General features: G+C 59.0%; 21 protein-coding genes. 15 read left to right on the forward strand and 6 right to left on the reverse strand.

Going from position 1 to position 21,479, the window contains the following annotated elements; translation table 11 throughout:
• Positions 1-294: 294 nt before the first annotated feature.
• The 3 genes from VJ651_RS14200 to VJ651_RS14210 are packed head-to-tail and all read right to left on the reverse strand — an operon-like array spanning position 295 to position 4,615.
• A complete protein-coding gene (locus VJ651_RS14200; RefSeq protein WP_324108079.1) occupies positions 295-807 on the reverse strand; it encodes a (2Fe-2S)-binding protein in 513 nt (170 codons plus the stop codon).
• Positions 795-1,622, reverse strand: a complete 828-nt coding sequence (locus VJ651_RS14205; protein WP_324108080.1) for an FAD binding domain-containing protein — start codon at positions 1,620-1,622, stop codon at positions 795-797. Before VJ651_RS14205 ends, VJ651_RS14200 begins: the two co-directional genes overlap by 13 nt.
• Entirely contained in the window at positions 1,619-4,615 is a 2,997-nt protein-coding gene (locus VJ651_RS14210; protein ID WP_324108081.1) for a xanthine dehydrogenase family protein molybdopterin-binding subunit, read from the reverse strand. The genes VJ651_RS14205 and VJ651_RS14210 overlap by 4 nt, the downstream gene beginning before the upstream one ends.
• A 243-nt stretch (positions 4,616-4,858) precedes the next feature.
• Here VJ651_RS14210 and VJ651_RS14215 point away from each other — a divergent pair, with 243 nt between their 5' ends.
• From VJ651_RS14215 to VJ651_RS14275, 13 genes are all read left to right on the forward strand, one after another.
• A complete protein-coding gene (locus VJ651_RS14215; RefSeq protein WP_324108082.1) occupies positions 4,859-6,421 on the forward strand; it encodes a benzoate-CoA ligase family protein in 1,563 nt (520 codons plus the stop codon).
• 27 nt (positions 6,422-6,448) lie between these two features.
• Positions 6,449-7,195: a GntR family transcriptional regulator gene (locus VJ651_RS14220; protein ID WP_324108083.1), complete on the forward strand. Its 747-nt coding sequence runs from the start codon at positions 6,449-6,451 to the stop codon at positions 7,193-7,195.
• A 9-nt stretch (positions 7,196-7,204) separates the two neighbouring features.
• A complete protein-coding gene (locus VJ651_RS14225; protein WP_324108084.1) occupies positions 7,205-8,005 on the forward strand; it encodes a universal stress protein in 801 nt (266 codons plus the stop codon).
• Positions 8,006-8,116: 111 nt separating this feature from the next.
• Positions 8,117-8,464, forward strand: coding sequence for an XdhC family protein (locus VJ651_RS14230; RefSeq protein WP_324108085.1), 348 nt, complete (start codon positions 8,117-8,119; stop codon positions 8,462-8,464).
• Positions 8,461-9,147 carry an XdhC family protein gene (locus tag VJ651_RS14235; RefSeq protein ID WP_324108086.1) on the forward strand — a complete coding sequence of 229 codons (687 nt, stop codon included), beginning with the start codon at positions 8,461-8,463 and terminating at the stop codon, positions 9,145-9,147. The genes VJ651_RS14230 and VJ651_RS14235 overlap by 4 nt, the downstream gene beginning before the upstream one ends.
• Positions 9,144-10,166, forward strand: coding sequence for a molybdopterin-binding protein (locus tag VJ651_RS14240; protein ID WP_324108087.1), 1,023 nt, complete (start codon positions 9,144-9,146; stop codon positions 10,164-10,166). Before VJ651_RS14235 ends, VJ651_RS14240 begins: the two co-directional genes overlap by 4 nt.
• Positions 10,141-10,782 (forward strand): nucleotidyltransferase family protein, encoded by a 642-nt coding sequence (locus tag VJ651_RS14245; RefSeq protein ID WP_324108088.1) that lies wholly within the window; start codon positions 10,141-10,143, stop codon positions 10,780-10,782. Before VJ651_RS14240 ends, VJ651_RS14245 begins: the two co-directional genes overlap by 26 nt.
• On the forward strand, positions 10,775-11,983 hold the full coding sequence (locus tag VJ651_RS14250) for an aminotransferase class V-fold PLP-dependent enzyme (RefSeq protein ID WP_324108089.1): 1,209 nt from the start codon (positions 10,775-10,777) through the stop codon (positions 11,981-11,983). The genes VJ651_RS14245 and VJ651_RS14250 overlap by 8 nt, the downstream gene beginning before the upstream one ends.
• A complete protein-coding gene (locus VJ651_RS14255) occupies positions 11,980-12,399 on the forward strand; it encodes an iron-sulfur cluster assembly scaffold protein (RefSeq protein ID WP_324108090.1) in 420 nt (139 codons plus the stop codon). The genes VJ651_RS14250 and VJ651_RS14255 overlap by 4 nt, the downstream gene beginning before the upstream one ends.
• 497 nt (positions 12,400-12,896) lie before the next feature.
• On the forward strand, positions 12,897-13,931 hold the full coding sequence (locus tag VJ651_RS14260) for a TRAP transporter substrate-binding protein (protein ID WP_324108091.1): 1,035 nt from the start codon (positions 12,897-12,899) through the stop codon (positions 13,929-13,931).
• A 36-nt stretch (positions 13,932-13,967) separates the two neighbouring features.
• Complete coding sequence (locus VJ651_RS14265; RefSeq protein ID WP_324108092.1) at positions 13,968-14,474, forward strand: TRAP transporter small permease; 507 nt, start codon at positions 13,968-13,970, stop codon at positions 14,472-14,474.
• A 13-nt stretch (positions 14,475-14,487) separates the two neighbouring features.
• Positions 14,488-15,768, forward strand: a complete 1,281-nt coding sequence (locus tag VJ651_RS14270; protein WP_324108093.1) for a TRAP transporter large permease — start codon at positions 14,488-14,490, stop codon at positions 15,766-15,768.
• 56 nt (positions 15,769-15,824) lie between these two features.
• Positions 15,825-17,270 (forward strand): UbiD family decarboxylase, encoded by a 1,446-nt coding sequence (locus VJ651_RS14275; protein ID WP_324108094.1) that lies wholly within the window; start codon positions 15,825-15,827, stop codon positions 17,268-17,270.
• Positions 17,271-17,375: 105 nt separating this feature from the next.
• Here VJ651_RS14275 and VJ651_RS14280 read toward each other — a convergent pair whose 3' ends face one another.
• From VJ651_RS14280 to VJ651_RS14290, 3 genes are all read right to left on the reverse strand, one after another.
• Positions 17,376-17,849 carry a pyridoxamine 5'-phosphate oxidase family protein gene (locus VJ651_RS14280; protein ID WP_324108095.1) on the reverse strand — a complete coding sequence of 158 codons (474 nt, stop codon included), beginning with the start codon at positions 17,847-17,849 and terminating at the stop codon, positions 17,376-17,378.
• Positions 17,850-17,866: 17 nt separating this feature from the next.
• Complete coding sequence (locus VJ651_RS14285) at positions 17,867-18,529, reverse strand: UbiX family flavin prenyltransferase (RefSeq protein ID WP_324108096.1); 663 nt, start codon at positions 18,527-18,529, stop codon at positions 17,867-17,869.
• Between the two features lie 115 nt (positions 18,530-18,644).
• Positions 18,645-19,343, reverse strand: a complete 699-nt coding sequence (locus VJ651_RS14290; protein WP_324108097.1) for a GntR family transcriptional regulator — start codon at positions 19,341-19,343, stop codon at positions 18,645-18,647.
• Positions 19,344-19,731: 388 nt separating this feature from the next.
• Between VJ651_RS14290 and VJ651_RS14295 the strand changes: the two genes are divergently transcribed.
• Together VJ651_RS14295 and VJ651_RS14300 are read left to right on the forward strand one after the other, a co-directional pair.
• The gene (locus VJ651_RS14295; RefSeq protein WP_324108098.1) at positions 19,732-20,109 is read left to right on the forward strand and encodes a hypothetical protein; all 378 of its coding nucleotides are present in this window, start codon (positions 19,732-19,734) and stop codon (positions 20,107-20,109) included.
• A gap of 38 nt (positions 20,110-20,147) precedes the next feature.
• Positions 20,148-21,191 (forward strand): porin, encoded by a 1,044-nt coding sequence (locus VJ651_RS14300; RefSeq protein WP_324108099.1) that lies wholly within the window; start codon positions 20,148-20,150, stop codon positions 21,189-21,191.
• The last annotated feature ends 288 nt before the right edge of the window (positions 21,192-21,479 follow it).

Below are 21,479 nucleotides of genomic sequence, written 5' to 3' on the forward strand. Positions count from 1 at the left end.
GCGACAGCTTCGGGGGCAGTGGCTCGCTGCTGGGCGAAGCTCAGCGACGAAGCCACCAGACAGGTTGATGCGATGACGATGTTTGCAAACAGTTTGCGCATTTTCTATTCTCCGACGTGCTCAACAACAGAAACTCATTTCCGGGGTGCGTTGGCCGGAGCTGTTTCATCGCGGACTATCGACACAAGTGTTGCAGGCTTTGAGAGGACGCGTACTTGCGGTACCCGTCCGCCTCGCGGCGCCTAACTCTTGCGTGGAACACCTAAAAGAAAGTAGCTCCAGCGTCAGCGCAAATCAGGCAGTCACTCCCGCGCGTTTTTTCGCCCGTGCCTCCGCAACTTCGAGAATGGCGTGGACCATGCCGACGTAGCCGGTACAACGGCAGATGTGCCCGCTCAGCATGACGCGAATTTCTTCCTCTGTCGGGTTGGGATTGATGTCCAGGAAGGCGGATGTGGACATCAACACGCCCGGTGTGCAATAGCCGCACTGAAGCGCATGATGCTTGCGAAACGCCAGCTGGAGATCGGACAGGTCGCCGTTGCTGGAAAGGCTCTGCACGGTTTCGACTTCGAGCCCGTCAATCTGCGCCGCGAAAGTAAGGCAACCGCGTGCCACTTTTCCGTTAATGCGAATGGTGCACGCACCGCACACGCCGTGCTCGCAGCCCACATGGATCTCGGTCAGGCCGAGTTGCTCCCGCAGGAAGTCGGTAAGCAGCATTCTCGGCTCGGCAAAGCCCGTCACTTTCTGGCCGTTCAAGGTGAAGGTGATCGCCTTGCGTTCCTCGGATTTTATTTGCAGCATTGTTGTGCCTCCATGATTGCTTTGCGGCCCAGATTGCGGACCAGTTGACGTCGATACTGGGCAGTGGCGTGCACGTCGTCCATGCCGCCGAGGTCCCAGGCGAACTCGTTCAGTGCATCATCCAGCGCCTTGCCTGACAGAGCCGGCCATTCACGCACTGTGGGTTTGTCCGCTACCCCACCTACACCGATGCGAATCTTGTCGCGCGTCGCAGCGACTGCGACCGCGCAGATCGCGAGGTCGCCGTGCCGCATCGACATTTCCTCAAACGCGTAGCCCGTGTTCTTCTCCGCGACGGGGAAATGTACTGCCGTCACCATCTCGTCGCCACGCTTGTCAGTCATCATGAGGCCGATCTGGAAGTCGGCGGCCTTCACTGTGCGCGCACCGCGCTTGGACATCAGCGTGACGCTGCCCTCCAGTACGGCCAGGCACAGCGCCAGTTCCGCGCTCGGGTCACTGTGGGCAATGCTGCCGCCCACGGTACCGCGGCTGCGCGTCTGGAAGTGGCCGATATTCGGCATCCCTTTCGCCAGCAAGGGCGACAGCGTGGACAGCTGGTTCCAGGCGAGCAGCTTTGCCTGCGGCGTTACGGCGCCTACCTCGATAGTTTTTTCGTCCGCCTTGATGTAGTTGAGCGACTCGATGTGGACGATGTCGAGCAGGATGCTCGGTTCCAGCAGACGGTAGTTCATCATCGGGACGAGGGAGAGACCGCCGGCGATGACGCGAACACTGTCGGTACCCGAGGCGAGAATATCGAGAGCCTCTTCCAGTCGGGTTGGTCTGACGTAGTCAAATTTGTTCGGCTTCATTTTGCAAACCCCAGCATTTTCAGGATGGATTTCCACCAGGATGTCTTGGTGGGCGTCGGTGTCATTGCAGCGCCTTGTGCTGCCGCGCTCGGCTTTTCTATGGTTGACGCCAGCCTTTCGAAGAACTGCTTCATGATGACGCGTGATGCGCCGTCCAGCATGCGTCCGCCGATGGCCGCCACTTTTCCGGAGATGTCGAAACCGTATTCGTAATTCACCTGCGTGCCGCCGGATGTCGCTACCAGGGTAATGTTGCCGATGCCTTCCGACGATCCCAGCGGTCCTTCCAGATCGCCATTGATCACTGCCGATGAGGGCGGCATCAGGTTCGTCAGGCTGACCTTTGCGCTGAATTTGCCCTTCACAACACCGACACCCAGGCTGATCGTCGCGTGGTACGTATTGGGTGCAACCAGCTTGACTTCATGACATCCGGGAATGACGTGCGCCAGCATTTGCGGGTCGATCAGTGCCTTCCAGACTTCTTCGGGTTTGCACGCCACAAAGGCCGAGCCCGATCCGCGCAGAGACTTGCCGGCGAGATTGGCTGCCGAACTCTGCGCCTGCTTCTTCGGCGGCGGCGGTTCCTCGCCCTGAATCAATCCGGCGAGCTTCGACGGCGTCAACGGCAGGCGCAGATCTTTCAAGCCGGTTGCATCCGCGACCGCATTGGCGATACACACCGGGGTGCTCATGCAATTGCCTTCGGCGATGCCTTTTGCCCCGAGCGGTGTGAACGGCGAGGGCGTCTCCATGTGCAGAATTTGCGGTTCCGGCACTTCCGGCGCTGTCGGGCAAAGGTAGTCCGCGAAGGTGCCGGAGAGGAAGCTGCCATCCTCCTTGTAGACGAATTCCTCCATCAGCGCGCAGCCGAGACCCCAGTTGAATGCGCCGTACACCTGGCCATCCGCGAGCAGCGGGTTCAGAAGCTTGCCGGAATCGTGCAGGGTCACATAGCGATCGATCTTGACTCTGCCCGTCATGCGATCGATTTCCACTCCGCAGAAGTCAAACACGAACGCATACGTCAGCGATGTATTGATCTGGTCAGCGTCATTGGGCGGTTCGAGTTCCGGTGCGGACCATGCGCCGGTTTCGGAGAGACCTGGAGCCATCCCGGGAGGCAGTTCGCTGGGTGACCAGTGCGCGGTGCCTGCTACGCGCGAGAAGCGGATATTGACCTCCGGATTGTCCTTCTGGAAGATCTTCCCGCCGCCGAGGTCCAGACTCTCTTCCGGCACCTTGAGCAGGTGCGCGGCGATCTTCAGGAGTTTTTCGCGTGTCTTCTTCGCTGCGAAGAAGGCCGAGGAGGTGGTCGCCGAACTGAAGCGGCTGGAGTAGTTGCCGGTCGCGATCGACCACGGATCGCGTTGGGAATCGCGCTCCATGTTGCAGACGATTTCATTCGGGGTGATACCCAACTGGTCTGCGACGATCTGGCACAGTACCGTGGCATGGCCTTGGCCTTGCGGCAGGCTGTCGGCAGTAATGGCGACGCCGCCCAATGCGTCGACGTTGACGGTACAGTAGGCGACATTGCCGCCCTTGGGACCGGATTTCTTGCGCTCCTCAACGGTATTGATGGTGCTCAGGTAACCCATGTTCGACTGTGCCGGCTCGGCGACGGCAGCAAAGCCGATGCCGTACAGACGTCCTTCGGCGCGCGCCTTGTCCCTGCGCGCACGCAATTCGGCAAGGCGCCCGTCGCGTTCTGCCATCGCCACCGCCGCTTGATAGTCCCCCGAGTCGAGCAGCGCGCCTGCGGGAGCGCGATAGGGGAAGGAGCCGGCGGGAATCAGGTTCTTCTTGATGACGTCGAGGTGGTCCATGCCCAGTTCGACGGCCACGCGTTGAATCAGGCGTTCGAGACCGTAATAGATTTGCGGGCCGCCAAAGCCGCGCACCATGCCGGACGGCGTCTTGTTCGTCATGACCAGGCGATTGGTGATGGTCATGTTCTTGACGCCGTAGGCACCGGTCATGATGCCGTGCTGGCGATACAGCGGGCCCGGCATCGGCGGGCGCAGGAAGGCGCCGTAGTCGTCGAGCTGTTCAAAACGGAAGCCCAGAATCGTACCGTCGAGCTTGACCGCGGCTTGTGCGCGAATGACCCGATTCGGCGCCGCGATGGCGGCGGTGAGGTGTTCCAGGCGATCTTCGATCCATTTCACCGGACGGCCGACTCGTTTTGACGCGATACACATCAGGACGACATACGGGAAAATCGCTTGCTTGATGCCGAAACCGCCACCCGAATAGGCCGGCGAGCGCATGCGCAGTTGCGTGCCCTTGACCCGCAAGGCCTTCGACATCACGGGATGTACCGTGAAAGGACCCTGGAAGTTCGACTGGACATCGTAGGATTTTTCGTCGCGGCGATAGTCGGCAACAACAACAAAGCCTTCCAGTGGTGTCTGGGAATTGCGCGGGTAGTCGACCGTAAGCTCGACAATCTTGTCGGCTTCAGCGAATGCCTTGTCCGGGTCGCCGTAGCTGAAATGCCGCTCCGATACAACGTTGGAGCCGCAGGCCGGATGCACGAGGGGCGCGCCTTCTTTCGCTGCTTCTTGTGGCGTGACGGCAACAGGTAGAGACTTATACTCAACCTTGATATGCTCGAGGGCATCTTCTGCGAGATACCGGTCGGAAGCGACTACCAGCGCGACCGATTCACCAACGAAGCGCACCTTGTCGGTCGCCAGCGACCACTGATCCATCGGTTTGCGCAGGACGATGAGAAAGGGATCCGAGTCTTCCTTGATTTCCTTTCCCGTCAACACAGCGACCACGCCGGGCCGTTTGAGCGCGGCCGACGTGTCGATGGAAAGGATTTCAGCGTGAGCATGCGGAGAACGTAACACTGCTGCATGCAGCGTCCCTTCGCGCGTCGGCATATCGGCAGTAAATATGGCTTGTCCCGTGAGCAGCTGTGGATCCTCGACCCGTTCAACTGGCCTTCCGACGAACTTACCCTTGTAAGCGTCTTCGTTCATCAAACGATTCCCCTCTAGTAATTGACACACACAAAAAAGTCCAGCACCTTGTTCTTGTGAAACGCTTGTGATATTCTACAACCAGTGAAATCACTGTGATGTTTTACAAGTATGCTAGCTGACTTGAGTGCTGTCAAGAAGTTGTGAATGCTCAATAACTGATGTGCTGATGAGCTGACAAAACAGCGACGCGCTAAAAGTCTCAAAAGAAAGGGGAAGGGGGAGGCAATGAATGCAGTTCCAATGACGAGTCATACCGCCAGTCTCGATCCGAGCGATAACCATGCTCCGATCCGGTTTTCAGATGTGTTTAATGTTGCCGTCGCGTTTATCGACAGGCATGTTGCGGAGGGACGCGGAGCGAAGACCGCGCTGCTGGTAAAAGACACGGTAATCACCTACCGTGAACTGGCGGAGAATGTCGCTCGGTGCGGACATGCCTTGAAATCGCTCGGTCTTGCCAGTCAAGACAGGATCCTGATGGTTTCCGTCGATACGCCGGAATTCTTTTATGTCTTTTGGGGAGCGATCAAGGCCGGGTTTGTGCCGGTGCCGGTCAGTACCCAGATGAAGGCGACGGATTATCAGCATTTGGTCACGGATTCCGGCTGCAAGGCCGTGTATTGCGACTGTCCGAACGCGACGGAAGTCCTGAGTGCAGCGGAAGCATGCGCGATGCCGGCTACGCACGTTCTAACGAACGATTCTCTAGAAAAAATGATGCAGGCCTCACCAGCCGAACTTGAGCCGGCTGCGACCAGCCCCACCGATGATTGCTTTTTCCTGTATTCATCAGGCTCGACCGGCAAACCCAAGGGCGTCGTGCATGTCCATAAAGATATGGTCGTCACGAGCTCCCGTTACGGAGTCGGCACGCTCGGCCTCAGGGAGGACGATACCGTCTTCTGCGCGAGCAAGCTCTTTTTCTCCTACGGATTTGGCGGCGGGATGACGTTCCCTCTCTGGGTGGGCGCAACCATCGCGATCTGCGACGAGCTGCCGTCGGCCGATATGGCGTATCGGATGATAGAAACCTATCGGCCAACGGTATATTTTGGCATGCCGACCTTGTATCGCAATCAACTATTGGCTGCAGAAACCAAATCCTACGACATGTCGTCGATCCGGATGTGTCCGTCGGCGGGCGAAAAACTGCCGATTTCGGTGTACGAAAAGTGGAAGGAGAAGTTTGGCATCTCTATCCTGGACGGAATCGGATCATCGGAAGTCTTGCACGTCTTTATCTGCAACCGGCACGATGACATCAAGCCCGGTTCCTCGGGGCGACCGGTTCCCGGCTACGAGGTCAAGATTGTCAACGAGCGCGGAGAGGCCTTGGGACCCGGCGAAATCGGGACGCTTATGGTAAAAGGTCAGTCCAACGCGCGGTGTTACTGGAACAACCCCGAAAAGACCGCGTCCACCATGTGTGGCGAATGGTTGAATACCGGAGATGTGTATTCTTTCGATACCGACGGTTACTATACGAATGCCGGCAGGGCCGACGACATGATGAAAGTCGGTGGAATGTGGTGTTCGCCGTTGGAAATCGAGGAAGCATTGCTCACGCATCCGAAGATTCGCGAAGTCGCGGTGATCGCGCAAACCGATTCCGACGGCTTGTCGAAGCCCGCGGCATTCATTGTCCTTCGCGATCCGGACGATGCCCATGAAGACACCACGGTAGAGCTTCAGAAGTATTGCAAGGGACGGTTGGCGGGATACAAGTACCCACGCTGGTTTACCTTCCTTGATGAATTGCCCAAGACGGGAACAGGGAAGATTCAGCGATTCCGCCTGCGATAAACAGACAGTAAAGAAAGGATGATTGAAATGAAACGGGACCAGGCTCATACAGAGGTTCAGTCGGTAAACCAGCTTTCCCAGATGACACCATTGAACATCCAGGCATATGAACGCATCAAGCATGAAATCATCACCATGAGCCTTCGCCCGGGCGAATACCTGAACGAGGCGCAGATCAGCAAGACGATCGGCATAGGCCGCACGCCAGTGCATCAGGCGCTCAATCGTCTGGCGCTCGAACGCCTGGTCGAGGTCATTCCCCGCAAGGGCTACATCGTCAAGGCAATCAGCGTCGATGAAGTCATGGACGTCATCAACGTACGTATCATCAATGAGGTTTATTGCGCTCAACTGGCCGCGATGCGGGCAACGAAAGCGGATATTGCCCAGCTGGAACGCATTCTGGAACAGTCCGAAGTCGCAGGCGTCGCCGACGATACATCCATGCAGATGACCCTCGACAAGGAGTTTCATAACGCGCTGTCGCACGCTGCCGGAAACCAGATCCTCTCCGACATCATGCGTACATTGCATGACTCTTCGTTGCGCTTCTGGTTCATTTCACTGCGGGACCAGCAGCACCATAACGACGTGAAATCCGAGCATCGTGAGGTCCTGGAAGCGATCAAGAAAGGCGACCCTGAGGCGGCCGGAGCGGCGATCCGCACGCACATCGAGTCATTCCGCTCAAATATCCAGCGTTACCTGACCACTGGTGCGTCGCGTTCGAACATCCATGCACGGGCCGGCGGCATCGAATTTCGTCCATATTGAGGTGCGATCTTGTCCATTAAGACCGTAGCGGTTCATATCGATCAAAGCGTGCGCGCGATCGCAAGACTGGAAATCGCAGTGGCGCTCTGCCGAAAGCACAATGCTTACCTGATCGGCCTGTATACAAATACCGCGGCTCCCGCCGGCAACGCGCCGGAGTCCAAGCCGATGCTGCGCCTGATCGATCAATGGAAGGCGGATTTCGAGAATCGCGCGGCCGGGCTTGCGGGAAAGGAATGGCGGAACTTCTCTCACCTGGAAGACCCGGATGCGATCGAAGCGGTGGTAACTGCTGCACGTCTTGCGGATCTGGTCGTGGTTGGCCAGGCCGAACCGGGATCGAAAGGCCGTGTCCTGAGCAGCATTCCCGAGATCGTCATTCTCAACGCCGGCCGCCCCGTGCTCGTGATTCCCTACGCCGGAGACTATCGACCTGATTTCGCGTCGCCGATTTTCGCGTGGAAGGACACAAAGGAAGCCGCACATGCGCTCAAGGATGCGCTGCATGTGATCGGTGACGCGAAAAACGCCAGGGTGATCTCCATCGAGCACTCGGAAGACGATGCGGATGCAACCGGCTTGCGCGTGGTCGAGCATCTGGCGCGGCACGGCATTCAGGCCACGCACAAGACAGTTGTCGCCGACGAGGTCGGCGTGATGGACATGCTGCTGAGCAGCGTCTCCGATCTTGACGGAGATGTCCTGGTGATGGGCGGGCACGCGCAAAGCGGCTTTCTGCTGCACGAGCGCGGCAAGGGAACGCGTTATGTCCTGGAACACATGACGGTGCCCGTGTTGATGTCGAGTTAGATGGCATGAATGCGCCGGTCAACAACGCATTTCACTTGAAGGTCGCAAGACATCGCGTGTGAGCTTGCAGACGGCTCGCCGAGACCTTCACCAATCGCCGCAGGAGCAGCCATGGCAGTCCAATCCTTCATTTCCTCCGAACCCAATCTGGTGGAGTTGTTCCGGCAGATTCAAGAATGGCAGGACTCGGGACAGCGTGTTGCGCTCGCAACAATCGTCGAAGCTTCAGGATCGGCGCCTCGCCCGCTCGGCAGCCACCTGGCGATTTGTGAATCCGGACTCTTCGCGGGCTCCTTGTCAGGCGGATGCATCGAAGGTGCCGTCATCGCGGAAGCAATGGCCGTCATCGACACCGGCCTGCCGAAGCTGCTCGATTATTCGATCTCGGATGGGCAGTCCTGGGCGGTCGGCCTGTCCTGCGGCGGAAAGCTCCACGTCTGGCTGGAGCCGCTGCAATGAAACACGACATTCTTCAACAGCTTTCCAGGCACATTTTCGAGAACAAGTCGGCGGCCGTCGTCACCCGGCTTCCGGAGGGCACGCAGTGCCTGCTTTCTCCGGAAGGGCAGTGCGGCGAACTCAGCCTGAGCCCACAGGAAATCGCGGCAGCCAACCGTCTGCTGTCCGAGCGACGCAGCGCCTATATCTCCGACGAACCGCGCATTTTTGTCCGGACCTACGCACGCCCGTACCGGCTTGTGATCATCGGCGCCGTCCATATCGCGCGCTATCTGGCGCCGATGGCGCAGATGGCGAACTTCGAGGTCGTCGTCATCGATCCGCGCGAGGCATTCAACAACGCGTTCAATGTGCCGGGCACAACGCTCATCGACGACTGGCCCGACGATGTTCTGAAACAGATGAACATCGACGAATCCACCGCGATCGTGACCTTGACCCACGATCCGAAGATCGACGATGTGGCACTCGCGATTGCCTTGCCGAGTCCGGCGTTCTACATCGGGTCGCTCGGCAGCAAGCGCACGCATGAGAAACGAAAACAACGTCTCGCGGAGCTGGGTCTGGAAACCCGCACCGACCGGATCGCGGCCCCGGTTGGCCTCGACCTCGGTGGCCGCGAACCGGCGGAGATCGCGGTGTCGATCCTCGCACAGATCATCCAACGGAGGTACGCGCCATGATGTTTGCCGAACACTCACTCGACTTCGCGGAAGGGATCTATCTGGCGCACAGGGTGCGGTGCGGAAAGCAAACCTTCAAGAAAGGCACTGTCCTGACAAACGAAGACATCAGTGTCATGCGCGAAGACGGAATGTCAACCGTACTTGGTGCGCGTCTCGAGACAGATGAGATTCCTGAAGACCGTGCGGCCGTGCTGATAGCGGAAATGGTGGCAGGGAAGGGCGTTGAAATGCACACGGCCAAGACCGGCCGTTGCAATCTGTATTCCACCCATCGCGGCATTGCCGTCATTGATACGGCGATGATTGACAAGATCAATCTCGCTTCGGAAGCGATTGCCGTTGCCACGGTCCGTCCGTGGACCGTTGTGCAGGCTGGCGACTCTGTTGCGTCGATCAAGATCATTCCGTTTTCCATTTCTGCGCGACTCATCACGGATCTTGCGGCAGACCTTGCTGCGGGCGTGCGTCCCGCCGTTCCCCTGTCGGTCGCGCCATTCGTGCATCATCGCGTGGCGTTGCTGATGACGGATTCCGAACTGGTTCAGGATAACGTGATCGACAGGACGGTTGACGCCACTCGCCAGCGGCTTGCCGCAGTTGGAAGCACCCTCGATTCCGTGCTGGTCTGTCACCACGAAACAGCACAGATCAAATCGGCACTCTTGCAAGCAGTGTCAACGGGGTGCGACCTCTTGCTCGTATCGGGTGCGTCGGTGACGAAGGATCGCTGTGATGTCATACCGAAGGCGATGTCCGAGATCGGTGGGGTGATTCATCATTTCGGCATGCCGGTCGAGCCGGGCAATATGCTGCTGATGGGCGAATTGAATCGGATCCCGGTGCTATGCATTCCAGGGTGTGCGCGCTCTGCCCGGGAAAACGGGCTCGACTGGATACTGCGTCGAATGGCGGCAAAATTGCCGGTCACGCCCAAAGACATCATGCTGATGGGAGTGGGCGGGCTGATTGACCGGAAGAGGAGGGAGGACCATGATGAGCCCTCTTCACATGCTTGAGATAGATCCGAACGTTCAGCACGGCGTTGCAGCAGTCATCCTTGCCGCCGGGCGCTCGACGCGCTTTGGTATCGCGAACAAATTGCTGAGTGATGTAGCAGGCAAGCCGATGATAGCGCGCGTTGTCGAAACGGTTCGCGCGTCCGGAGTGAATATCGTCCATGTTGTGGTCGGACATGAATCCGACAAGGTGAAAGATGCTCTCCGCCATCTCGACATCACGCTCATCGACAATCCGCACTATGAAGAAGGCATGTCTTCTTCCGTCGCGGCAGGAATCGAATCGCTTCCGTCCACCGTTGGCGCCGCATTTGTTGTCCTTGGCGACATGCCCTTGCTCAGTCCGGCCGTTTTTACCGCAATGCTCGCAGCGCGCCGCCGCGCATCCGATGCCATCATGATTCCCAGCCATAAGGGAAAAAGAGGAAATCCTGTGCTGTGGCCACGGCGTTTTTTCGACAGGCTGGTTCGCCTGCAGGCGGATTCCGGCGGCCGCGCCCTGTTCAAGGAATTTGCCGATCAATTGAGTTACGTCGAAGTGGCGACGGACGCTATTCTCATGGATGTCGACACGGCCGAGGCGCTGAAGGCAGCAAGGGAGAGAAGCGATGTCTGAGCTCCGGCTTCGAGACCAGTTCCCGTTCTTTCACCATAACCCTTCCTTGCACTATCTCGACAACGCGGCGACCACCCAGATGCCGCAATGTGTCATCGACGCCGTGCTCAGCCATGATTCCCGCGCGCGCTCGAACGTCTCGCGCGGAAGCTATGCGCTGAGCGAGAACACGACTGCCGCGTATGAGAACGCGCGCGACACGGTGCGGCGATTCCTGAATGCCGCATCGTCAAATGAAATCGTGTTTACCTCTGGCGCGACTGCGTCGATCAACCTCTTTGCGCAAGCGGTCGGGCCGCTGTTGAGGCAAGACGACGAGATTGTCGTGACGTTCGCAGAACACCACAGCAATTTGTTGCCATGGCAAATGCTGGCAAAGACCCGCGGGCTGACGATCAAGGCCATTCCAGTCGATGGCCGGGGAGTGATCGATACCACGCGGCTTGCGGAATGTATTTCTAGCCGATGCCGGGTCATTTCCATCACGCACTGCTCGAATGTCACCGGCGCGATTACCGACCTGGAGCCGATCGTCGAGATCGCGCGCGCCGTGGGAGCCATGGTGTTTGTCGATGGCGCGCAGTATGTCCAGCACGGCGTGCCCGACGTCGCTTCGCTCGGCATCGACGGCTATGCATTCTCCGGGCACAAATGCTTCGGACCAAGCGGAATTGGCGTTCTATGGGTGCGCGAAAGCCTGCTCGAGAAGCTTGATCCTCCTTTTGGCGGCGGAGGAACGGTCGAGTACGTATCCATCAACGAGTGCACGTTTGCCGGGATTCCGCGGCGCTTCGAAGCAGGGACCCCGCCGATCAGCGGCGCCATCGGCCTGGCGGCGGCGCTGAATTGGCTGATGGCGCTTCCTCGTGCCGAACTCCTGCAACGGGAACTTGCCTGGGCGGGACGGATGCTGAGTGCGTTGCGTCACATCCCGGGCGCCAGAGTGATCGGGCCGGAAGAACTGACGAACAGGCTTCCGATTGTGTCGTTTCACATTGACGGCATGCATCCGCACGACGTGTCCCATCTCCTGGACGAGGTGCAGGTATGCGTGCGTGGCGGGACACAATGTGCGCAGCCCTTGCACGATGCACTGAACGTTCCGGCGAGCGTGCGAGCGAGTCTTTCGCTGTACAACGACGATGAAGACGTCTTGCGTTTTATCGACGGCATTTCCAGAGCAAGAGGAGTACTGGGATGACGATTTATCAGGCTGAACTCATCAAGCTGTCAAACGACGAACGCTTTCAGCAAGCGTTGCCTGCGGTGTCCGGCAAAGCGCTTCTGCGCAGCCCCTTGTGCGGCGACCGGGTCGAAATCGAAGTCGCTCTTGACGCAAACCGCGTGGCGGACGTGGCGCACCACGTGAAAGGCTGCGTGCTTTGCAAGGCGGCAGCGACGCTGGCCTGCCAGTACGGGCAGGGCAAGGATCTCGCTGCCGCAAGCGATCTCCTGGAAACCGTATTGAAGGTACTGAAGGACGGCGCAGCAGTTCCTCCTGAATTTGACGAGTTGCGGGTATTTGAACCGGTCCGTGAGCACGCCAGCCGACATGGCTGCGTATTGCTGCCCTTCCGCGCTATCGTTGAAGCGATTGGGAGCGTTTCCCGCCGCTGAGTGGAAATCGCCTTCAGGGAAGCCGACGCGCGAACGACACGATGAGGTCCGGTTGGCGACCGCGAACCTGAGCCGGCTTTTGCCTCTCCCTGTTGCAGTGCTGCCGCTTGCTGCTGCCCAGCGTTACCGGCCTCGCTGAATCATCTCTTCTTCACCCTGAACAGGGACGACACTCTCTCCAATGGGCTGGCCTGTCCGGGGCCAAGAACGTTTCCAAAACCGCCGAACACAAGGGGTCTTTGCCGCATTTGCGCTGTCTTTTCTTATGCGTTTCATACGTGGAGGATCGCCGCGATGGCCGCCCATATGAACTACCGCATATCCCCCGGCAACTTTTGTCATTGATCACATCAAATTCTTGTTGACAACGTTCATCGCGCTTTGTAGTATTCCTGTGAAATATCACAGGAATACTAGCTTGTGAGATGTTCAATTATTTATATAAAAACAACGAGCGCTGCTGAATCCTTCAGCGCGTCATCAACCAAGGAGATAGCATGAAAGTCCTTATCCAGCTACGACATTGCGTCACGCGCGTCTTTGCCCTCTTCACCCTGATTGCCCTCATCGGTGCCGTCGCGTTTCCCGTCGGCGCGCAAGCGGCGCCGATCGTGATGAAAATCGGCACCGCCACGCTCAACGACAGCCAGCACCAGTGGATGAAAATCTATGCAGAACTGGTGGAAAAGAACTCCAACGGCCAGATCAAGGTCGAGCTCTATCCGGCCAGTCAGCTCGGCGCCATTCCGCGCATGATTGAAGGCACGCAGTTCGGTTCGATCCAGGCTTACGTCGGACCTCCGGAATTCCTTTCCGGCGTCGATTCGCGCTTCGAAGTGCTGAGCGCGCCGGGTCTGTTCAAGGATCTCGCCCACGCCAACCGCACTTTGCAGGATCCGCAGTTCAATGCCGCGTTCCTCGCCCTGGGTGCCAACAAGGGCCTCAAAGGCATCGGCCTGTTCCTTTCCGGCCCGATGGGCTTCAACACCAGCGCCCCCGTCACCAAGCTCTCCGACCTGGCGGGAAAAAAGTTCAGGGTGTTGTCGTCCAACATGCAAATGGACCAGATGCGCTTGCTCAATGCGACCCCGGTACCGATGTCGCTGGGCGAGGTGGTGCCCGCGATGCAGCAAGGCGCGCTGGATGGCGTCATGACTTCGCTGCCGGTATTTACGGCACTGCGTTTCTATGACGCCGCGAAGCACATCTACGAAACCGACCACGCCGTGGTCACCGTGCTGACCGTGGTCAGCAAAGGCTGGTACGAAAGACTGCCGGCCGATCTGAAAAAGGTCGTGACCGATGCCGGGCAACAGGCCAGCAAGGACGTCTACCAATGGTCGGTGGATTTCGTGGAGGCCCAGCGCCAGGCATGGGTCAAGGCCGGCGGCCAAATTACTTATCCGACCGCATCGGACAAGGAAAAGCTGATGAAGATGATGAACCCCATCGGCCAGCAAGTTGCCGCCAAAAAGCCCGAGGAAAAGGCACTCTTCGACCTGCTGGAAGCTGCAGCCAAGCGGACCGAGTAGATTCACGACCCATTTCCTGACTTCCAGCCAAGTTCCATGAAAACCAATCCGATCTATCGTGTATACGATGCGGCAACCCGAGTCATGAAGGTGATTGCCGCCCTGATGCTGGTGGCCATTGTCGTCATCAACATCGCCAACGTAGTCGCGCGCTATGTCTTTTCCGCGCCCTTTACATGGGCCGAAGAAGTCATGCTGCACCTCATGATCATTGCGATTTTTGTCGGCGTACCCGCAGTCACCTGGGACGGCACAAACATCCGCATGGACATCCTGGCCCGACTCGTACAGCAACGCACACGCCGCATCCTCGAGGGCATCGCCGACCTGGTGAGCCTGGGCGTGGCTGGCTTGCTGACCTACGCGGCGGTGCCGATCGTGCAGCAACTGATCGAGTTCGATCAGCGCAGCCAGGCGGCGGAAATCCCGTTGGCGATTCCGCAGGGCGCGATTCCGCTCGGACTTGCTCTGACGGCATTGGCGTTGATCGCGCGGGAGCTGTCCGGCAAGGCAAAGCAGCACGCTGCCCAGCCGCCGCAGTGAGGAGAGACAGACAATGACTATCTTGCTTTACTTCGTCCTGCCGGTGTTGCTGCTTGTCGTGGGCATTCCCATCTACGTGATTCTGCTGCTGACGGCAATTCTTGGCGTAGCCGGCATGCCCGATCTGCCATTCTCCAGCCTGCAAACCGTGCTGTTCGGCAGTCTGGACAGCTTTCCCCTGCTGGCCGTGCCCTTGTTCGTGCTGGCAGGCGACATCATGGGGCATGGCGGATTGGCCAAACGCATGATCGCCTGGGCGATGTCGCTGATCGGCGGCATCCGCGGCTCGCTGGCCCTGACCACGATCGCATCGGCGGAGCTGTTCGGCGCCATGTCCGGCTCCTCCGTCGGCTGCGTCGCCGCCATCGGCCGCCTGCTGTTTCCCTCCCTGCGGGACGGCGGCTATGGCCAGACTTTCGCGATCGGCATCATCGCTTCCTCCGGCGCGATCGCGGTCATCATTCCGCCATCGATCCCGATGATCATCTACGGCATCTCGGCGCAGCAGTCGGTGCCGGCACTGTTCCTCGCCGGCATATTCCCCGGTCTGCTGATCGGTGTGCTGGCCGCAGTCTATGTGATGATCCACGCCCGGCTGAAAATCATCCCGTTGACCTCGAGGGCGCGCTGGAACAACATCGCCGCCTCGACGCGGGATGCGAGCTGGTCGCTCGGCGCGCCGGCAGTGATCCTCGGCGGCATCTACGGCGGCATCTTCACGCCGACCGAGGCCGCGGGTGTCGCCGTTGTCTATGCGGCACTCGTCTCACGCTACATTTATCGTGAAGTGACCTGGGCCGATCTGTGGCAAATCACCAAGAGCTCGATGTATCTGGTATCACAGCTCATGATCATCGTCGCCGCCGCCGGCACGTATTCCTGGCTGCTCACCACCAGCGGCTTTCCGCAACACATGGTCGAGCTGGTTCAGGGACTGCACCTGTCGACCTGGGCCTTGCTGCTTTGGATTAACGTGCTTCTGCTGGTCGTGGGCAGTTTCCTCGAACCGCCAGCGGCGATTCTGATTCTGACGCCCATCTTCCTGCCCATCATGCAGGCTGCGGGCATCGATCCGATCCATTTCGGCATCATCATGACGATCAATCTTGCGATCGGCATGTTCACGCCGCCTTTCGGTTTGAACCTGTTCGCCGCGCACGCCCTATTCCGGGTGCCGCTGCCGCAGATCTACCGCGGCGTGCTGCCCTTCATGGCGGTGTATCTGATCGCGCTGCTGTTGATCACCTTCATACCGGCCATTTCGCTTTCCCCACTCGCCCTGCTCAAGCCATGATCCAAACGGTAATCCGTACGGAAGCAGGCGGGAACAACTACTACAGGAGTTAAAGAATGACGCATCGAACAATGAGAGATTTTCTGTCGGCCTTGGAACAGCATGGTTTGCTGCGCCGGATTTCGCGGCCGGTGGACCGCATGTGGGAGCCGGCCGCTCTGGCCAAATGGATGTACCAGGCACTGCCCGCCGAGCAACGCTTCGGCATGTATTTCGAGAATGTGAAAGGCACCACCATCCCGCTCGTCACCGGTGCGCTCGGTGCCAACAGCGCCGCCTACGCGGTCGCGCTCGATGTCGAAGAAGATCGCGTCAACGAAACTCTGGGCAAGGCCTGCCGCAACCGCATCCCGCCCAAGGTCGTCGAATCAGCGCTCTGCCAGGAAGTCGTGATCACCGGCGCCGACGTGCGCTTGTCCTATCTGCCGATTCCGGTCTGGACGCCGGGCAAGGATGTCGGCCCCTACATCACCACCAATACCGTCACCAAGGACTACGACACCGGCATCCAGAACGTCGGCGTGTATCGCACCATGGTGCGCGACGAAACTAGCGTGATCCCCAACCTTGCGCCGGGCCGTCAGGGGCATCAGAACATGCTGACCTGGATCGGCAAGGGCAAGGTTGCGCCGATCGCCTGGGTGATCGGCGCATCGCCGGCCGTGCATCTGGCAGCGGTCGCGAACCTGCCCTATGGCGCGGATGAGATGGACGTTGCCGGCGGCCTGCTGGGCGAACCGGTTGCCATGGTGAAGGCAAAGACCGTGGACCTGATGGTTCCCGCCGATGCCGAAATCATCATCGAAGGCGAGATCCTGCTCGGCGAGACAGCGATGGAAGGGCCGTTCGGCGAATTCGCCGGCTACATGGGGCCGGTCGATCCGCGCCCGGTGGTGCGCATCACCGCCATCACGCATCGTCGCGATCCGGTCTTCTACGGTTACACCAGCCAGATGCCGCCGTCGGAGAGCACCACGATTCAGAGCATGACCAATGCCGGCGTGATGCTGCAGGCGCTGCGCGAGGAAATGGGCGAGCCCAGCGTGTCCGATCTGTATATCGACCTGACTTTCGGCGGCCTCCTGGCCCATGCCGTAGTCGCGATGAAGCCGGGCTATCCGGCGCATTCGAAAAAAGTGGGACGCATGATCGCAGCCACCTGGCCGGTCAAGCGGGTAACTGTGGTCGATGACGACGTCGACATTCGCGACCACACCCATGTCGAATGGGCGATGAACGCGCGCTTCAACCCGGTACGCGATACTGTGCTGATCGACGACGTCTATTTCCCGATCAACATGGATCCGTCGGTACGCTCCCTGACTTCGCAAAGCACCATGGGCAGCAAGATTGTGTGCGACGCCACGCTGAAAGTGGACGCCGGTACGTTCTCGCTGCCGCCGAAGGAAATCATGGCGAAGGCACTCGACCTGTGGAAGGAAATCGGCTTGCCGGAATTCGAGATTCCGAAACGCGCGAAGCTGCGCATCGATCGTTCCTGAGTACGCGGCCCGGCGCGCATTGCGCTGTCCGGGTCCGCGTTTCGCAGCGCTGCGTCAGCCATCGGCGGATGCAGCGCTGCGTTTTTTACCGGCGTGCAGGTCCGGTCAAAGGGCAATCTCGTCGCGATGCCCGAATCCGACCGAATTGTCGATGAAGTACAGCTTGCTCGGCACCACCGTGTACCAGCGCACCTTGCTCATGGCCCGGACAATTGCTTCAGGCGCCTGGGCTATCTTGCCGACCACCGGGAATTTTTGTCCATACAGGCTGCGTGCCAAGTCGGCTTCCTGCCCGACGATTTCGCTGGCGATGCCCTCTAGTTGGACGCCTTTGATCGCCGGCCAATCGGCGTAGTCTTCTTGCACTGTGAGTGCGACGCGCGGATTGCGCGCCAGGTTTTCGCAATGGCGGCTGGTCGGTGAAGACAGAAAATAAAATGTGTTGCCGTCGCTCACATAAAAAACGGCGGCCGCCCACACTGCGTCGCCTGCTGCCGTTGCGAGCGTGGCCACATGATGTTCCTGCAGGTAGCGCTCAAGCTTCAACCTCGGCGCTTCCGTCATCGTTGGCGTTGTCAATCGAATTCTCCCGACCACTATCGGATATGCGCGAGAACGTCGGCGGTGCAATGTGACGTTGACGTTCCCTCCGGGCGTGCATTGCCGTTGTTCAGCATCTTGACGGAGCTGGGTTTGCCCATCTCTCCGCTCCAGCGCTGCGCGAAGTCGACCGGGATGGAGAACTGGTCGAGAATGCGCGCCACGATGTGATTCACCATGTCATCCAGCGTTTCCGGATGATTATAGAAGGCCGGCATGGGCGGCATGATGGTCACGCCCATGCGCGAGAGCTTGAGCATGTTTTCCAGGTGCAGGTCGCTGAGCGGCATCTCCCGCGTGACCAGCACCAGCTTGCGCCGCTCCTTCAGAATCACGTCGGCCGCCCTGTGCACCAGGTGGTCTCCCGTGCCGTGGGCAATCGCTGCCAGCGTACGCATCGAGCATGGCGCGATCACCATGCCTTCTGTGAGGAAGGAGCCGGAAGAGATGGATGCGCCCATGTTCCCTTCGACATGATTCACGCATGCCAGGTCCCGCACCTGCTTCGCGGTATAAGCGGTTTCATGCTCGATGGTCTGGATGCCCCACTTGCTGAGCACGAGGTGGGTTTCGACTCCCGAGTCCTTCAATGCTTCAAGAACGCGGATGCCGAAAATGGCGCCGGTCGCGCCCGTAATGCCAACGATAAGCCTTTTCATCACACTCTCCTTGCACCAGTCGCATGCTTGTGCATGCGATCAAATAATCCCGACTGGACATCTGCTTTTGTTGCGGGCCTTGTCGTAGCGGGCCTTGTCTCCTCCGTCCACATCGTCAAAGAAGACGCACCACGTTTTTCCTGAATGATTCGATGTGATTTCTTGTCATCTCGCTCGCCGCATCCGGGTCCTGCGCAATGATCGCGTCGAGGACTGCCTGGTGCTCATCCTGAACCGCCGCATGATGCTCGTGTTCCCTCAGCGATATGAACCAGAATCGCAGAGACTGATCATGCAGGTTCGACAGGATGTCGGTCAGCATTCGGTTCTTTGCCGCCGTCGAGATCGCCAGGTGGAAATCGTGATCCAGGATCATCTGGCGTTCGATGTTTTGCGTCGGCAGCTCCGTTCTTGCATCGGCCAATATGCGTTTCATCTCGGCGATGTCCCGCTCATCGCGGCGCAGGGCGGCCAGGCGCGCGCAGCACATCTCGTTGACCAGCCGGATCTCGATGTTCTCCATCACTTCGTCCATGCTGACGGGCTTGACGATGATTCCCTTGCGCGGAATCACCTGGATCATCCCTTCGAGGGTCAACCGATTCAGCGCCTGATGGATCGGCGTCCGTCCGATGTTCAAAAGCTGACTCAGGTTCGCCTCGTTGAGACAAGCACCCGGCGGGAACTGCAAGGTCAGAATGCGATGCTTGACCAATTCATACGCTTGCATGTGGAGCGACTTGCCGGCCTTGCTCGCCGCCGCAGCGGGCGCCTTGCTGGCGTCTGGCGAAGCATATCGACCTGGATGATTCATACATTTCCTTTTGGCCCGGGGCCTCATCATGCTTGAATTTGCTCAGGCGGATGCGCTGGAACTGAAATGACAGTGTTGCGGCCGCTACCGCAAAAGCCCACAGCGTTCAACCATTCCCCGCACATCGTCGGCGCAGTCTTCTCACAGTGATCGGAAGAGAAGCGCATGGCCGAAGACTCATCAATAACCGAGTGACATCGTTGCAAATCAAATCCCTGCGCCATGGCCGCCAGTCCTGACAGCTTTCGACGGGAAGGGTTGACATGACAGTTAAAGTAACACAAAATTCGTTGAAATATCACTGAAACTTCACAAGAATACCACTGCGGCGGATTATCCCACCACAGCACAAGAATTACAACGAAGGAAGTTCCAAGGGAGACGAATCATGGCTCGACAAATTTGCGCGCAAGCCGGCGCGAACCACTCTATTGCTGCGCCTTGCGGGGAGTTTGTGCGCCTGCCGAAACCGGATAGCCCGGCGCTGACAGAAGCGGTGAGGTGCGGGGCAGTGAAGCTGCGCGATGCGGAACTTCGGCGGCTGCACGGCCCGATTCGATCGAATGCCGCCAGCACTGGCCGAGCCGACATCAAGATCCCCATCCTGACCAAATGGAACGCCGAAAAAAGCGGCGCCCGCCTTGCGGAAGAAGGTAGGGCGGCGACACCCCACGAAAGCACGAAAGATTCGAGTTGTATCAACCCACTGCGCTTGATCCTGCGCAGCCGGGGAGCAGCTGCTTCGCCAATCAGGATCCGGTTTTAAATCCAGAACAGATTCACCCTACCAAAGGAACTATGAACATGAAAAGCAAATTGCTGCCGCTGGCGGCTCTCCTCGCCTTGCCCTTCGGCGCGCTGGCGCAAACCAACGTCACTGTCTATGGGTTTATCGATGCGGGCGTCGCCATGGAAAGAGGCGCCGCGGCCGGTTCGGTAACCAAACAGGCCACCAGCATATCCGGCCCCAGCCGGCTCGGCTTCAAAGGCGTCGAAGACCTGGGCGGAGGCACGAAGGCCATCTTCAACATCGAGACCGGCTTCAACGTCGATACCGGTGCGACGGCGACACCCAACCTGTTCGGCCGCACCACCTTTGTCGGGCTCACCGGCGGCTTCGGCACGGTCACGCTCGGCAATCAGTTCACTTCCTTGTACACGGCCCTGCTGCTCGTTGGCGATCCCATGCGCAACGGTTATGCGGGCCAGGCCGGCAACCTGATGAATGCAGCGGCGGTGGCAGGTCCGCGGGCGGTCGGCGGCCTGGGCATCTTCCGTGCGAACACCCTCAAATACAAAACTCCGAACTTCAACGGCTTCGACGCCGACGTGGCCTACAGCTTCGGCGAGGTTGCCGGCGACAACAGCAAGTCGCGCAGCTACGGTCTTTCTGCGGGATACGCCAACGGGCCGCTCGTGGTTCAGGCCTCCTATCTCAACACCAATAACGCGCTCGGAACCGACTCCTCACGCAACTCGCTGCTCGCAGCGAACTACAACTTCGGCGTTGCCAAAGCCCATTTCGCCTATGGCGTGAACAAGGGTTTCGCGTCGGTCGACAATACCGATCTGCTGGTCGGCGTATCGGTTCCGTTCGGTGCAAGCCGCGTGATCGCTTCCTACATTCACAAGAACGACAAGGCAGCCACCGCGAACGACGCCAATCAGATTGGCCTGACTTATGCCTACCAACTGTCCAAGCGCACCGAGCTATACGCCTCGGCCGCAAGGATCAGCCAGAACGCCGCGAATACCTCGGCCAACTTCCTCAGCATTACCAATGGGGCGCCAGGTGTACCGGGTGGCGGAGACAGGTCGTTTAATGTTGGCGTCAGCCATTTCTTCTGATCGGCCTCATTTCCATAATCCACTGCAAAGAGGAAGCAATTTCGCAAGCGAGTAAATTCGCGCTACCTCCTGCCGCCGAATGCCACACGCTATGATCATGGCATTCGGCGCGTCGCTCTTTAGCTCCGCAGCCGGCAGGCAAATAAGCGTACTGACTCTTCCGCAGAGGGACTAGCCTTGATAGTGGACTGCCCGGGTGCCGTGGAGACTTCTGACCTTGACCGCGTAGCCTCCATGCTCAAGCCGCTTCAACAATGGGGGATTACCAGCGCTTGATGTACACGGGCC

Origin of the sequence: Noviherbaspirillum sp. (genome assembly GCF_035254865.1) — a bacterium.
Lineage (GTDB): Bacteria > Pseudomonadota > Gammaproteobacteria > Burkholderiales > Burkholderiaceae_D > Noviherbaspirillum.

Bases quoted from the DNA above. Each gene is read 5' to 3' on its own strand.
- VJ651_RS14200 (WP_324108079.1), bottom strand. From the start codon at position 807: ATGCTGCAAATAAAATCCGAGGAACGCAAGGCGATCACCTTCACCTTG.
- VJ651_RS14205 (WP_324108080.1), bottom strand. From the start codon at position 1,622: ATGAAGCCGAACAAATTTGACTACGTCAGACCAACCCGACTGGAAGAG.
- VJ651_RS14210 (WP_324108081.1), bottom strand. From the start codon at position 4,615: ATGAACGAAGACGCTTACAAGGGTAAGTTCGTCGGAAGGCCAGTTGAA.
- VJ651_RS14215 (WP_324108082.1), top strand. From the start codon at position 4,859: ATGACGAGTCATACCGCCAGTCTCGATCCGAGCGATAACCATGCTCCG.
- VJ651_RS14220 (WP_324108083.1), top strand. From the start codon at position 6,449: ATGAAACGGGACCAGGCTCATACAGAGGTTCAGTCGGTAAACCAGCTT.
- VJ651_RS14230 (WP_324108085.1), top strand. From the start codon at position 8,117: ATGGCAGTCCAATCCTTCATTTCCTCCGAACCCAATCTGGTGGAGTTG.
- VJ651_RS14235 (WP_324108086.1), top strand. From the start codon at position 8,461: ATGAAACACGACATTCTTCAACAGCTTTCCAGGCACATTTTCGAGAAC.
- VJ651_RS14240 (WP_324108087.1), top strand. From the start codon at position 9,144: ATGATGTTTGCCGAACACTCACTCGACTTCGCGGAAGGGATCTATCTG.
- VJ651_RS14245 (WP_324108088.1), top strand. From the start codon at position 10,141: ATGATGAGCCCTCTTCACATGCTTGAGATAGATCCGAACGTTCAGCAC.
- VJ651_RS14250 (WP_324108089.1), top strand. From the start codon at position 10,775: ATGTCTGAGCTCCGGCTTCGAGACCAGTTCCCGTTCTTTCACCATAAC.
- VJ651_RS14255 (WP_324108090.1), top strand. From the start codon at position 11,980: ATGACGATTTATCAGGCTGAACTCATCAAGCTGTCAAACGACGAACGC.
- VJ651_RS14260 (WP_324108091.1), top strand. From the start codon at position 12,897: ATGAAAGTCCTTATCCAGCTACGACATTGCGTCACGCGCGTCTTTGCC.
- VJ651_RS14265 (WP_324108092.1), top strand. From the start codon at position 13,968: ATGAAAACCAATCCGATCTATCGTGTATACGATGCGGCAACCCGAGTC.
- VJ651_RS14270 (WP_324108093.1), top strand. From the start codon at position 14,488: ATGACTATCTTGCTTTACTTCGTCCTGCCGGTGTTGCTGCTTGTCGTG.
- VJ651_RS14275 (WP_324108094.1), top strand. From the start codon at position 15,825: ATGACGCATCGAACAATGAGAGATTTTCTGTCGGCCTTGGAACAGCAT.
- VJ651_RS14285 (WP_324108096.1), bottom strand. From the start codon at position 18,529: ATGAAAAGGCTTATCGTTGGCATTACGGGCGCGACCGGCGCCATTTTC.
- VJ651_RS14290 (WP_324108097.1), bottom strand. From the start codon at position 19,343: ATGAATCATCCAGGTCGATATGCTTCGCCAGACGCCAGCAAGGCGCCC.
- VJ651_RS14295 (WP_324108098.1), top strand. From the start codon at position 19,732: ATGGCTCGACAAATTTGCGCGCAAGCCGGCGCGAACCACTCTATTGCT.
- VJ651_RS14300 (WP_324108099.1), top strand. From the start codon at position 20,148: ATGAAAAGCAAATTGCTGCCGCTGGCGGCTCTCCTCGCCTTGCCCTTC.